14 protein-coding genes and 1 tRNA gene are annotated in these 12,587 nt (G+C 46.6%); 10 read left to right on the forward strand and 5 right to left on the reverse strand.

From position 1 onward, the window contains the following. Both A3750_RS26430 and A3750_RS19540 read left to right on the forward strand, forming a co-directional pair. Positions 1 to 362, forward strand: a 362-nt coding sequence (locus tag A3750_RS26430) for a hypothetical protein (protein ID WP_197475173.1), incomplete at its 5' end; no start/stop codon positions are given. A gap of 47 nt (positions 363 to 409) precedes the next feature. Next, on the forward strand, positions 410 to 1,045 hold the full coding sequence (locus A3750_RS19540; RefSeq protein WP_068457989.1) for a hypothetical protein: 636 nt from the start codon (positions 410 to 412) through the stop codon (positions 1,043 to 1,045). Positions 1,046 to 1,227: 182 nt separating this feature from the next. On the opposite strand, the gene A3750_RS19545 is transcribed toward A3750_RS19540, so the two are convergent. Then, positions 1,228 to 2,088: a hypothetical protein gene (locus A3750_RS19545; RefSeq protein WP_068457991.1), complete on the reverse strand. Its 861-nt coding sequence runs from the start codon at positions 2,086 to 2,088 to the stop codon at positions 1,228 to 1,230. 215 nt (positions 2,089 to 2,303) lie between these two features. After that, on the reverse strand, positions 2,304 to 3,347 hold the full coding sequence (locus A3750_RS19550) for a PLP-dependent cysteine synthase family protein (RefSeq protein WP_068451383.1): 1,044 nt from the start codon (positions 3,345 to 3,347) through the stop codon (positions 2,304 to 2,306). A 247-nt stretch (positions 3,348 to 3,594) separates the two neighbouring features. On the opposite strand from A3750_RS19550, the gene A3750_RS19555 reads away from it, so the two are divergent. From A3750_RS19555 to A3750_RS19565, 3 genes are all read left to right on the forward strand, one after another. Next, a complete protein-coding gene (locus A3750_RS19555; protein ID WP_068451380.1) occupies positions 3,595 to 4,221 on the forward strand; it encodes a hypothetical protein in 627 nt (208 codons plus the stop codon). Between the two features lie 139 nt (positions 4,222 to 4,360). Further along, on the forward strand, positions 4,361 to 4,633 hold the full coding sequence (locus A3750_RS19560; RefSeq protein WP_068451377.1) for an oxidative damage protection protein: 273 nt from the start codon (positions 4,361 to 4,363) through the stop codon (positions 4,631 to 4,633). Positions 4,634 to 4,806: 173 nt separating this feature from the next. Beyond that, positions 4,807 to 4,882, forward strand: a tRNA-Phe gene (locus A3750_RS19565). A 58-nt stretch (positions 4,883 to 4,940) separates the two neighbouring features. Here the strand turns inward: A3750_RS19565 and mutY are convergent. After that, positions 4,941 to 5,987 carry an A/G-specific adenine glycosylase gene (gene mutY, locus A3750_RS19570; protein WP_068451374.1) on the reverse strand — a complete coding sequence of 349 codons (1,047 nt, stop codon included), beginning with the start codon at positions 5,985 to 5,987 and terminating at the stop codon, positions 4,941 to 4,943. 141 nt (positions 5,988 to 6,128) lie between these two features. On the opposite strand from mutY, the gene A3750_RS19575 reads away from it, so the two are divergent. The 5 genes from A3750_RS19575 to hisF all read left to right on the forward strand — a co-directional run bounded on the left by A3750_RS19575 (position 6,129) and on the right by hisF (position 9,643). Further along, positions 6,129 to 6,593: an SRPBCC family protein gene (locus A3750_RS19575; protein WP_068451371.1), complete on the forward strand. Its 465-nt coding sequence runs from the start codon at positions 6,129 to 6,131 to the stop codon at positions 6,591 to 6,593. Between the two features lie 179 nt (positions 6,594 to 6,772). Further along, entirely contained in the window at positions 6,773 to 7,366 is a 594-nt protein-coding gene (hisB, locus tag A3750_RS19580; RefSeq protein ID WP_068451368.1) for an imidazoleglycerol-phosphate dehydratase HisB, read from the forward strand. 71 nt (positions 7,367 to 7,437) lie between these two features. Then, a complete protein-coding gene (gene hisH / locus A3750_RS19585; RefSeq protein WP_068451365.1) occupies positions 7,438 to 8,079 on the forward strand; it encodes an imidazole glycerol phosphate synthase subunit HisH in 642 nt (213 codons plus the stop codon). Positions 8,080 to 8,102: 23 nt separating this feature from the next. Further along, on the forward strand, positions 8,103 to 8,870 hold the full coding sequence (hisA, locus tag A3750_RS19590; protein WP_068458668.1) for a 1-(5-phosphoribosyl)-5-[(5-phosphoribosylamino)methylideneamino]imidazole-4-carboxamide isomerase: 768 nt from the start codon (positions 8,103 to 8,105) through the stop codon (positions 8,868 to 8,870). Next, the gene (gene hisF / locus A3750_RS19595; RefSeq protein ID WP_068458667.1) at positions 8,870 to 9,643 is read left to right on the forward strand and encodes an imidazole glycerol phosphate synthase subunit HisF; all 774 of its coding nucleotides are present in this window, start codon (positions 8,870 to 8,872) and stop codon (positions 9,641 to 9,643) included. The genes hisA and hisF overlap by 1 nt, the downstream gene beginning before the upstream one ends. A 165-nt stretch (positions 9,644 to 9,808) precedes the next feature. On the opposite strand, the gene A3750_RS19600 is transcribed toward hisF, so the two are convergent. Further along, positions 9,809 to 10,405 (reverse strand): hypothetical protein, encoded by a 597-nt coding sequence (locus A3750_RS19600; RefSeq protein ID WP_068458666.1) that lies wholly within the window; start codon positions 10,403 to 10,405, stop codon positions 9,809 to 9,811. Positions 10,406 to 10,552: 147 nt separating this feature from the next. Continuing rightward, on the reverse strand, positions 10,553 to 12,475 hold the full coding sequence (locus A3750_RS19605; protein ID WP_231871894.1) for a bifunctional diguanylate cyclase/phosphodiesterase: 1,923 nt from the start codon (positions 12,473 to 12,475) through the stop codon (positions 10,553 to 10,555). Positions 12,476 to 12,587 lie beyond the last annotated feature (112 nt).

Consider the following 12,587-nt stretch of genomic DNA (forward strand, 5'->3'; position numbering starts at 1 on the left):
TCGACAATTCCTTTTTCTTGTTTGAGACGTTTCTGGGAGCCTACGGTTCGTTTAAGCCTGCTGATCGTTTGAGGTTTTATGCCGGTGCCGGACCACTTTTTGTTTATGCTCGAGCAGAAAGCGAAGACTTGGAACAGAGCGAAGATGACATCCCTGTTGACCCGGAAGAGGGAAGCAATAGCGATAATGATTTTGGTATTGGTTGGTATGCGCGCGTCGGCGTTGATCTGGGTGTGACGAAAGATACTTGGATCGGCCTCAATGTGCGCCATATTGACGCAGACTTAGATCTCTCCAAATCGGTAGGTAAGTTTGATATTGATGGAGAGATGTACCTGTTTTCGGTGACGCATCGTTATTAGTGCGTGACCTTAAAACAACGTTGAAAATAATCAGTTGGAGAAAAACAATGAGAAAGAGTCTTAAATCACTTCCATCACTTCCATCACTTGGTGCTAGTGCATTGGCTTTGACGTTGATCGCAGGGTGCGGTCAAGCGAAGGAAGACACGACGGCGCCATTGGATAGCAAGGTCAATGAAACGGTTGTTACCTTGGATGGTGTGCCTGGCGGTGTAGCTACTCGCGTTGCCAAAATGGAAGCGATGGTTGCTGAAATTGATTACGAAAAAAGATCCGTTAGCTTAGAAGACGACAAGGGTAATCGCAGAACTATTACGGTTGGGCCTGAGGTTGTAAACTTTGATCAGGTTAGCAAGGGCGACAAGGTCGTCATTGAATATGTCGAAGAGCAGGTTGTTTATGTTAACGACGTTGATGAGCATTCTGAAGACAGTGTGGCTGTTGCCGAGGCTGTAGCGGCTGAAGGCGAAGTGCCTGGCGCAATGGCCGTTGAGGTAGTTGAAGTTGTCGCAACGGTAAGCGCTGTGGATTTAGAAAGCCATACCGCAACCCTTACGTTCTCTGATGGAACGACTGTTGTTCAGGCTGTGCGTCCAGACGTAGAACTGCTTGAGTCGCATGTTGGTCGAGAAGTAGTTATTAAGCACACTACGGCAATGGCGATTGCTGTTGAGAAAATGTAGTGTGAAGTGAAATGTGAAGCGACCTGCGTAGTGAAATGTGTCGTGACATGTTTCATAACGCGGTCTTTGCGGTGAGCGTTTTTTCGCCGCTTTCCTGATAGTAACGCGCGCTCGTATGGCGCGCGTTGCTTCTTCTACTCTAAGGTATTTGGGATTTCTATTGGACTTGGCCGCGTCGTTCTTTAAAACGTGTAACCCATAGAAATTTGAGGGCCCCAATATTGCAGCTTCACATCCCAATCGATGTCTCTATTTGCAGAAATATCCTGAGTATAAAGTGCCTTTACATCGTAATAACTTAGGCCTGTGTATATTGATAGTTGGGGCGTATGAAAGTACTCAATGCCCGCATCAAACGCGATCATTCGTGCGTCTAGTGTGTCGATGTTAATATCGAAATACTGGGCGTCTATACGCGCGTTTAACTGTTCCGCTAACTTGTGCGTGTAATAGGTTCCGATGTTCGGTAGCGGAATGGTGTTATTAAATCCTGTGCTTGCTTGAATATCTTGTGTCAAACCTCCGCCAATATCGCTCGCAACAGTGCCTCGAAATCCGATATCAAATGAGATTAAGTGCAAACCGCCCGTGACCGTCCATTCCGAAACGTCTGTTTGATGAAGCGCATACCCATAGCGTAGTTGCCAGAGGTCTAAGTCTAACTGGGTATCTAGTTGTGTTCCTGTTTTGAACACATTTTCACCCATCGAAAATTCTTTTGAATTGATCACAGAACCATCGCGGTCCAGTGAAAAATAATTCAGCGATAGCATGTGGGCTTTTTTGAAATTCCACTCAAGATCAAAAACGGGCTGGGTGCTGCTGTCCTGAAGACGTAAATCGGCTTCAAAGCTTGCCTGTCCTTGCAGGTCGGTGTTGCCGCCGATCAGGGCAGAACCAATGCTGCTATCGATATCAGAAAAGAACGCGCCAACACTCAGTTTGACACCATCTCGCTCAACCGCCGCTACCGACAGACTGCAAAGGGCAAGCGCTATGGCGATGGTGGGTTTCAGTAGGCTGGCTTTAACATTCAGTTTCATTCGAAAGGCTCTTGTTGAATTGGGACGATTAGATGACGCAATAGTATGATTAAAAAGCCGTGGCTGCTAGAAAGTTACAGTTGAATTTTAATCCGAAGCTAACTAACCAAAGCTAACTAAGCAAAGCTAACTAACTAAATCTAACTAAGCAGAGCTAGCTAAACTAAGCCCTGCAAGAGTGCAGGGCTAAAACTGGCAGAATCAAATTTGGAGTGTCAGTCCATTTGAGCGCTTGGCGTTGATTTTGAGATCGCGATTTCTTCCTCATTCATCTCAATCTCGATTCCTTCAAACAATGGCGTACTCAAGTAGCGTTCGCCAGTGTCCGGAAGCATGACTAGCATATTGCTACCCTCAGGCGCGCTCTCAGCTGCTTTCAGGGCGGCTGCGAAGGTACCTCCGGCAGAAATGCCGACAAAGACACCTTCTTCTCGCGCTAGGCGCTGTGCGCATTGAATCGACTCAGGCCCATCTACCGTGATCAGCTGGTCAATGTACTTTGAATTGACCGCATCTTCGGTCAGTTTGGAAATGAAGTTTGGTGTCCAGCCTTGAAGAGGATGTGGGGAGAAAGCCTCGTGCGGCTTGGCCGGCGAACCATCAGCATTGCGTTCCTGCTGTACGCCACTCTCAAGCAAATTTGCGCCAGAAGGCTCGGTCGCGATGACTTTTGTCGATGGACTTTTTTCACGCAGGACTCGAGATACGCCCTTTAGCGTTCCGCCAGTTCCGTAACCTGTTACCCAATAATCTAAACCAATGTCAGAGAAGTCGCTGAGGATCTCTTCGGCAGTGGTTTTTGAGTGAAAGTCTGCGTTGGCCTCGTTCTCAAATTGACGCGCTAGAAACCAATCGTTTTGTTTAGCAAGTTCAACGGCCTTGTCGTACATTCCCTGGCCACCTAAGGGAGCCGGTGTAATGACAACCTTGGCGCCCAAATAACGCATTAACTTTCGTCGTTCTACTGAAAAGCTGGCGGCCATTGTCACCACAAGAGGGTAGCCTTTTTGCGCACATACCATCGCAAGGCCGATACCCGTGTTTCCACTGGTGGCCTCTATAACTGTTTGGCCTGGTTTTAATTTTCCGGATTTCTCGGCATCTTCAATAACGGCTAGAGCTAGGCGATCTTTTACAGAAGCCATTGGGTTGAATGCCTCCATTTTAACGAACATATTAACGTGCTTTGGGCCTAGCTTATTTATCTTGATGGATGGTGTATTGCCAATCGTGCCGAGGATGTTCTCAAAACGTGCCATAAAGCGCTCCGTGTAAGCCGTGAAGAATGTGTTTTCGTTTTCGCGTTTGAGGATAGGGCGCACAAAACTGAAAAACAACAGTTAAACTCGTCAAAATGCAATTGCGGCTTTTAAGTCGCTCTATTTGAATGACGATTGGCATGAAGCTATTCCCTGTTTCGTTGCAGTTGGTTAGGATGAAACCAAGACTTTTAGGCGGCTTAGTATCGACTTTGATAACAAAAACGAATTACACGGAGACACTGGAATGAAACGAAATACCCATGCTTTTCCATTGCTTGGCATTATTATTCTGATTTTTAGCTTATTCGCGGGCTGCGCTTCGACGAGCCAAAAGGTAGATAAGCCTCTAGAAGCTAAAGTGGATGAGAAAAAAGAGATCGTCGAAGGGGTGCCAGGTGGCGTTGCTACCCGTACCTCTAAAATTGAGGCGAAGGTTACTGATATCGACTATCAGAAGCGTTCTGTCACCCTAACTGATGCGGAAGGGAATAGCAGAACGATGACTTTGGGGCCTGAGGTTCGACAGTTTGATGCGCTTTCAAAGGGCGATGATGTGTCGATCGAGTATATCGAGGAACAGGTGGTTTACTTAAGTGATGAAGACAAGTACGTAGAGGATCGTGCCGCGCTCACCGGTGGTGTGTCTCCTGATGCCTCATCGCCTGGTTCTGCATCTGTTGAGGTGATCGAGCTGGTTGCGACCGTAACAGCGGTTGATTTGGAAAATCATAGCGCGACTTTGGTGTTTTCTAATGGTAAGACCGTTGAGCAGGAGGTTCGGCCCGATGTTGAGCTTTTAGAATCTTATGTTGGTCGTCAGGTGGTTATTCGACATACCACAGCGATTGCCATAGCGGTCGAAAAAATGTGATCGATACTCGATTGAAGATCTTAGGTCATTGGATGGCCGTTTTGTCTGGCGGTCGGGGTGATTTTGCTCAGAATGTGTTGTTTTTATTCTGGAAAAGCTACACTCCGCTTTGTATTTAAAAACTTCAATGAGATGCTAAATGACGCGAAAAGTATTCTGTCGAAAATATCAAGAGGAGTTGCCTGGAATCGCTGTTCCGCCGATGCCGGGCGCTGCTGGCCAAGATCTATATGAGAATGTGTCAGAGAAAGCCTGGAAAGAATGGCAGGCGCATCAAACGATGCTGATCAACGAAAAACACCTTAATATGATGGACCCATCTGCGCGTAAATTTTTGAAGGAACAAATGGAAAAGTTCTTGAGTAATGACGATTTTGAGCAGGCTGAAGGCTATGTTCCGCCTACAAAATAACCAGTTTCTAGTGAGTTCGCATTTAGTGAATAAAACTGCTTGACTCAATAAATCGAAACGGTTTTAATACGCCCCCGTTGAAGGCACAGCCTCAACGAAGCGCTAATCCAACCCCATCGTTCTAAGCGTATTGGAGTAGGTAAAGCCCAGTGAAGCAACACTGTATAAAACATGCCCGGTTAGCTCAGTCGGTAGAGCAGGGGATTGAAAATCCCCGTGTCCGTGGTTCGATTCCGCGACCGGGCACCATTATTTCGAAAGCCTCGCTTATAGCGAGGCTTTTTTGTTTCAGTCTTTCTAATCTAACCTATCGTCTGAGATACGCGCTAATTGGCGCAGGCAAGCCTTTCTGCTTGATCTCGTCTCGGCCTAACCATTCCAGGGTGTTTTCGGAAATAACATTCTTTGGTTTTGCGCAGCTAATTTGTACTGGGTATGCCATGAGCGTGTAATGACTGAAGATATGCTTAAAGGGCGTCTCTTCAGCAATCGACAAACAGCGTAGCCCTAGGCTTTGTTCAACTTGCTGTTCTATTTCATCAAAGCTAAATTCTCGGCTTAGCTCGGGGAGTGAGTAAAGCCCTCCCCAAATTCCTGTAGAGGGTCTTTTCTCAAACAAAATGGATGCTTCGTATTCCATTTTAAGTATCCATAGCTCTTTAACAGGCTTCGGTTTTTTCGGTTTTGATGAGGGGCGTTGTTTTACTGTCTCGTTCTTGAAGCTTAAGCAAGTGTCGACAAAAGGGCAGGATAAACATTCCGGTTTAGCCCGCGTGCAAAGCGTCGCACCGAAATCCATGATTGCTTGTGTGTAGTCATCGCAGCGTTTATTTGGGGTATATCGTTCTGCTAGTTTCCAAAGCTGATTTTCAATCTGTTTCTGTCCTGGCCAGCCTTCAATGTCATGCAGTCTGGTAAGCACCCGCTTTACGTTTCCATCTAAAATGGGGTGTGCGTTTTTAAAGGATATGGATAGTATTGCGCCCGCGGTTGAGCGTCCGATCCCGGGCAAGGCCATTACCTCCTCGAGACTTCTTGGGAATTCATTTTCCCATTGCTCGGAAATTATTTTGGCAGTTTTGTGTAGGTTGCGTGCCCGAGCGTAATATCCAAGCCCTGCCCAGTGCGCGAGCACATCGTCTTCGTTCGCTTCGGCCAACGCCTCGATGGTGGGGAAACGGCGCATAAACCTTTGATAGTAGCCAATGACCGCTGCCACCTGGGTTTGTTGCAGCATGATTTCTGAAACCCAAACACGATAGGGGGTTTTGTCTATCTGCCACGGTAAATCTTTTCTTCCGTTTGTGTCGAACCAGGAGAGAAGCTGTGAGGTAAAGCCAGAATTCGGGATCATAGGAGAGAGAATTGTGTGTTGGCCGAGAATCTAATATGAGTTGTTGTCATGAGACATGCTTTTTAAGTGCGAAGTGTTTATGATTTGTCTCAAGCGCGCTAACGCTAACGCGCCAATAACAATTAGACAAGAGGAATCTCCATGGCGTTCAAAGTGAATATTGATATCGATAAGTCTTTTACGGTTTCGGCTGATTTGGCGACGACGTTTGCCTTGCTTTCTGATGTGCCAAAATCGGCTGAGCATTTTCCAAAAGTGGATCAACTGATAGATCTTGGTGACGGCACTTATCGATGGGAAATGGACAAGGTCGGTCTGGGTGATCATGCGATACAAACGGTGTACGCAAGCACGTATGAAACGGATGAGAATGAGGGCACTGTTGAATGGACTCCGGTTAAAGGCGAGGGCAACGCGCTTGTTTCCGGTAAGTGGTCGTTGGAAGAGTCGGGTTCGGGCACTACTGCGCGGTTAGTGAGTTCTGCTGAGCTCGAATTGCCGATGCCTAAGCTATTGAAGATGGCCATAGCGCCAGTTGTTAAGCATGAGTTTACATCAATGGTAGATACCTATATCGAAAACATTCAGGAAGAATTAAACGGTTAGTTTGATGTGATTTTAAGCTGAGTAAATCTTGGCCGTCGTAATCGAATCAAAACCCTCAGCTCTGGCTGGGGGTTTTGTGTTTTTGACGGTAGGCTCAGGCGTTGAATCAGGCTATAATTCCGCGCCTAACGGGTGCAACGTCTGGGTTGGCCCTTAATAGAAACCAATTGGAGTGATGCATGAGCGCGAGAACGGCGCAAGTCGAGCGGAATACCCTAGAGACGCAAATCCAGGTTGCCGTAAATCTTGATGGTACTGGGGAGGCGAAATTTGATACTGGTTTGCCTTTTCTTGAGCACATGCTTGATCAGATTTGTCGCCACGGCTTGATTGATATTGAGGCACATGCGAAGGGTGATCTGCATATTGATGATCACCACACGGTTGAAGATTTGGGGATTACCCTGGGCCAGGCGTTTGCCAAAGCGGTAGGGGATAAGAAAGGTATTCGACGATATGGCCACGCATATGTGCCATTGGATGAAGCCTTGTCGCGCGTTGTTATCGACTTTTCGGGGCGTCCTGGTTTAGAGATGGATGTGCCCTTTGTGAAAGGCTCTGTCGGTAAGTTTGATACAGATCTGTTCTACGAGTTTTTTCAGGGCTTCGTGAACCACGCTTTAGTGACTTTACACATCGATAACCTGAAGGGTAAGAATGCCCATCACCAAATTGAAACCGTATTTAAAGCATTCGGTCGAGCTTTGCGCATGGCGCTTGAGCTTGATGATCGAATGGCCGGTATCATGCCTTCGACCAAGGGTTGCCTGTAGTTTAGCAACGCATTAGTAGTATTGGACGGTAGCGTATTACGCTGCCGTTTTTGTTCTAGGTAAGACGAACTATGAATTCTATCGCCATTATCGATTACGGTATGGGAAATCTTCACTCGGTAGCTAGTGCTCTTGAGCATGTTGCGCCAAGCGCTCGGGTCATAGTGACCGCTGATCCAAGTATCATTCAGGAGGCTGATCGCGTTGTGTTGCCGGGCGTTGGGGCAATGCGTGATTGCATGGCTGAAATGAATCGTTTGGGCGTTGATAAGATCGTCGCGAACGTGTCTAAAGATCGACCTTTTCTTGGAATTTGCGTTGGAATGCAGGCGCTGATGCAGCGCAGCCAAGAGAACGGTGGTGTCGCCTGTCTCGGGCTATTTGATGGTGATGTAGACTATTTTGGCAGTGATCTAAAAGAAGATGGCGTGCGTTTGAAGGTTCCACACATGGGCTGGAATCAAGTTCGTCAGCATGCACATCCACTGTGGAATGATATTGAGGATAATGAGCGATTCTACTTTGTGCACAGCTATTATGTGCCTACCTCAATTGATTCAAGTTTAATTGCTGGTCAAAGTCGCTATGGTGTTGATGTGGTTGCTGCACTTACGGATGGCAACGTATTTGCTACGCAGTTTCACCCTGAGAAAAGTCAGCACGCTGGTCTTCAGCTGCTCAAGAATTTTAGTAATTGGAATGGCCGAGTTTAAGTCGGCCAAAGTTGGAAAAAGCTATGTTAATAATCCCTGCTATTGACCTGAAAGATGGTAAATGTGTTCGCCTACGCCAAGGTCGAATGGACGACTCAACTGTGTTTTCTGACGATCCTGTTGATATGGCTGGACGTTGGATGGATCAGGGGATTCGTCGTCTGCATCTAGTTGATCTTAATGGTGCGTTTGATGGAGAGCCGGTTCATAAAGAAATCGTTACCGCAATTGCCAAGCGCTTCCCTAACTTGCCGATTCAAATCGGTGGTGGTATCCGCAGCCTTGAAACGATTGATGCCTATCTAAATGCCGGTGTTGAATATGTAATTATCGGTACCAAAGCGGTAAAAGAACCAGAGTTTGTAAAGGAAGCCTGTGAGGCCTTCCCGGGTCATATTATTGTTGGTCTAGATGCAAAAGACGGTAAGGTTGCGACCGATGGCTGGGCAGACGTTTCGAGTGTTGAAGCGACCGATCTTGCTAAGCAGTTTGATGCGCAGGGTGTGTCGTCTATTGTGTATACCGATATTGCTCGTGATGGAATGATGCAAGGCGTTAATGTTGAGGCGACTGTACGACTAGCTCAAGCATCTTCTATTCCCGTTATCGCTTCTGGTGGTGTCACTAATATGAAAGACATTGAAGCTTTGGCTGCACAGGCGCAACATGGAATATGTGGCGCCATTACTGGCCGCGCAATATATGAAGGGACACTCGATGTTAGAGAAGCGCAAAGTTATAGCGACTTGCACAGCGGATATGATGCGAGTGACGCGAAGGATCGTGTGTAATGGGGCTCGCTAAACGAATTATCCCTTGCCTTGATGTTGATGGGGGGCGCGTTGTAAAAGGCGTGCAGTTTGTTGATATTCGAGATGCTGGCGACCCGGTTGAAGTTGCCAAGAAGTACGACGAGCAGGGTGCAGATGAAATTACTTTTCTAGACATTACTGCGAGCCATGAAGAGCGTGAAACGACTATTCATATGGTTGAACAGATCGCCGAGAACGTCTTTATCCCTCTAACAGTGGGCGGGGGAATCCGTAAACTGGAAGATATCCGTAACATGCTTAACGCTGGTGCAGATAAAGTAAGTATTAATACGGCTGCTGTCTTTAATCCAGAGCTTGTTCGAGAAGCGGCTGAGCGCTTTGGGAGTCAATGTATTGTTGTTGCTATTGACGCCAAAAAAGTAAGTGGCCCCGAAGAGGAGCCGCGTTGGGAAATTTTCACTCATGGTGGTCGTAAGCCGACAGGTTTGGATGCTGTTGAGTGGAGCAAAAAGATGGCCGACTACGGCGCTGGCGAAATTCTGCTCACAAGTATGGATCAGGATGGTGTGAAGAGTGGTTATGACTTAGGCGTGACAAGAGCCATTTCAGAAGCTGTCTCTATTCCCGTCATCGCATCAGGCGGCGTAGGGAATTTGCAGCATTTAGCGGATGGTGTGACACACGGTGGTGCCGATGCTGTACTGGCTGCAAGTATCTTCCATTTTGGCGAACATACGGTTCAAGAAGCGAAAGAGTTTATGGCGGCTCAAGGTATAGAGATGCGTCTTTAAGCGAATAGTTTGCAAGGGCTCTTCTTGAATGACTTAAAAAAAACCGCTGGAGCTTGCGCTTCAGCGGTTTTTTTATATCTTATTGTTTTGCTCTACGATTTTTGTTTATTGTTGTTCTGCTTTTTCTTAATCGCGTCCGTGCGTCGTTTTACTACTCTAAGAGCTCTAAGCGAACACGCCCCAGTCGTTCAGGCGAGATCTAAGCTTTAGCTCTGCACTTACTTTTTGTGTTTCTTTCCATTGTTTTGCTGCTTTCGCACCTGCGATGATCATTTGCTCCTCATCACTACCTTGCTCCCGGTCCGCCGCTTTTTTGATCGCTTGGCTAAGTTCTGCTTCGCTCAGTTTTAGCGTTGAGCTTAATACGAGTGCATTGAATTTATTTCGGGTTTTTAGGTCACAGTTCGCTTCTTTGGCGATGTAGTCAGATGCTCCGATCAAGTAAAGAGAGACGGCATCTCGTAACCAAACTAGCTGAGGACTGAATAGATCAGTGAACTCTCGTTTAACTGGAATCATTTGGATTCCGGAAAATATCTGTGCCTCTTTGAGAGCCGTAATGCGCGTGTTGTAAGTGCTTTGAGTTTTATCTTCTTCGACAATGATGATTTCGTCATCGTATGTGTTTTGGGTTTCTCTGCTGCTGTGAGCGCCTTTGAGCTGTAAAGATTGTTTGCGAGCGAGAGTATATGAACGAGCACCGACGTAGCCGAGTAGGCCTAATGCCAAGACTTCTAAAACATGGATGGTGATACTAAGCATTGTGTTCTCTTCCGATTCTTTATTTTCAGTAACAATAGTATACCTCTGATTACACTTTGTTACGCGAAGAAGATAACATTTTTGGGTGGACGTAGTTCACGCCACGCGAGTCAACGACTCTACGCGGCATTTCCCAATGGTTTGCAATTACACGGCTTGTTTGAGGTTTTGTTGGTCTTCAAGAAAGAATTTACGCAAATCTGCATATCCCAGCGGTCTGCTAAAAAGGTAGCCTTGCGCATAGTCGCAGCGGTTAATGTTGAGAAAATCCCGCTGATCGATGTCTTCTACGCCTTCTGCTACCACCTTAAGATTTAGTTTGTGTGCTACAGCAATAATGGCTGACGTTATCTCCATGGCGTTGAGGTCGTCAGGGACATCCCGTACGAATTCTCTATCCACTTTCAGAATGTCGACAGGGAGGCTTTTTAGATAGCTGAATGACGAATAACCGGAGCCAAAGTCGTCAATTGTCACTGTCGATCCCGCGGCTTTGATACGATTGAGTTGGTCGATAACTGTTTCCATATCTTCCATGAGCATGCTCTCTGTTACTTCAAGCTCAAGGTTTTTCGCGTCCATGCCCGCTTGCTCAAGCGCTTCAACGACGGTATTGACCAGTTTTAAGTCGGTGAATTGCCTTGTCGACAAGTTAACTGCTACCCGAATGTTTAAGCCTGTATTTTCGTTGAGTTGTTGAATTTCACTACAGGCTTTTTTCATCACCCAGTCTCCGATGGGTATGATCAAGCCTGTTTCCTCTGCAATGGAGATAAAATCAACAGGTGATATTTCACCTTTAGTAGGGTGGCGCCAGCGAATGAGCGCTTCAACACTCTGTATCTGATTGGTTTTAAGATCGACCTGGGGTTGATAATGGAGATAAAACTCATCGTTTTCTAGCGCGTGACGCATTTCATGTTCAATCTCCATCAAATGGCTGGCGCGCACGTTTAGTTCTTCGGTAAAGAAGCAGAAACCATCGCGACCTCTCTCTTTTGCTTTGTAAAGGGCCATGTCGGCATTCCGCATCAGAGTTTCGCTACTTGTTGAGTCTGTTGGCGCAATGGTAATTCCAATGCTGGTCGAGATAATGACTTCGTGTTTGCCAAGCTTAATGGGCTTTTTAAGAATCGTCAGGATATGTTCTGCGATAGCGGCAATTTTATCATTGTTCGAAACGTCATTGAGCAAGATGGTGAACTCATCACCACCAAGACGCGCAACCGTATCCTGTTTACGAACACAGGTTTTTAAACGCTCAGCGATGGTAACCAGGAGCTCGTCTCCAGCCTGATGTCCAAGGGTATCGTTGATCCGTTTAAACTGATCAAGGTCTAAAAACATGATCGCAGAACTGTGTTTATGTCGGCGAGCGCTCAGAATCGACTGATGGAGTCGGTCTATAAACAGGCGGCGATTGGCTAATCCAGTTAAGGAGTCAAAAAGAGCCAAGTTTTGCATTTTACTGTTGGCGTCTTTCAATGCGCTAATATCGATGGCGGATATCACATAGTTTGTAATGATGCGGTCACGGTTATACACAGCCGCGACTGTAATTGCGCTCCAATACTGTGCGCCGTTCTTTTTCAAACAAAGCGCTTCTCCTTCCCAGCTGGCTTTAAGGCATCGGTTGTCGAGAAGCTGAATATCTGCTTCATCAACTCTTCTCTCTGGGGAGAGAATGTCGATGGCTTGACCAATTACCTCATGATGAAGATAGCCGTTGTTTCGGCAAAATTTTTGGTTTACGTACTCGATTACACCATTTGCATCGGTCATGACGATACTTGCACCGCTGTTGGTGACAGCGCTACTTAGCTTCGACATCATCACTTCTGTTGCTTGGTGGCTCTCGATGTTGTTCTTAAGGCGGGAGTTAAGTCTGCCTAGGACGAAGCTCATACCACCAAAAACAATTGCCAAAGAGCCGAAGATTAAAGCTTTCAGTGCCAACTCGTCATTTTGAGCTGTTCCGCTTGCCCAGAGCTCGGGACTTAGTAGGGATAAGCTGGCTAGAGAGGCGCAGCGGTTAACTATTATTGTTTTTCGCACAAAAGTACCCTTCACTCGCATTATCTTTGTTATGTAGTTTTAGTGTAGGGGAGGGCGTGGGCAAAAAAAGAGAGCATTCGTTCGATTGTGTAACGGTTATAAAGGATCGGGTAAGTATGTGAAAATA

It is taken from the genome of Oleiphilus sp. HI0079, assembly GCF_001635105.1.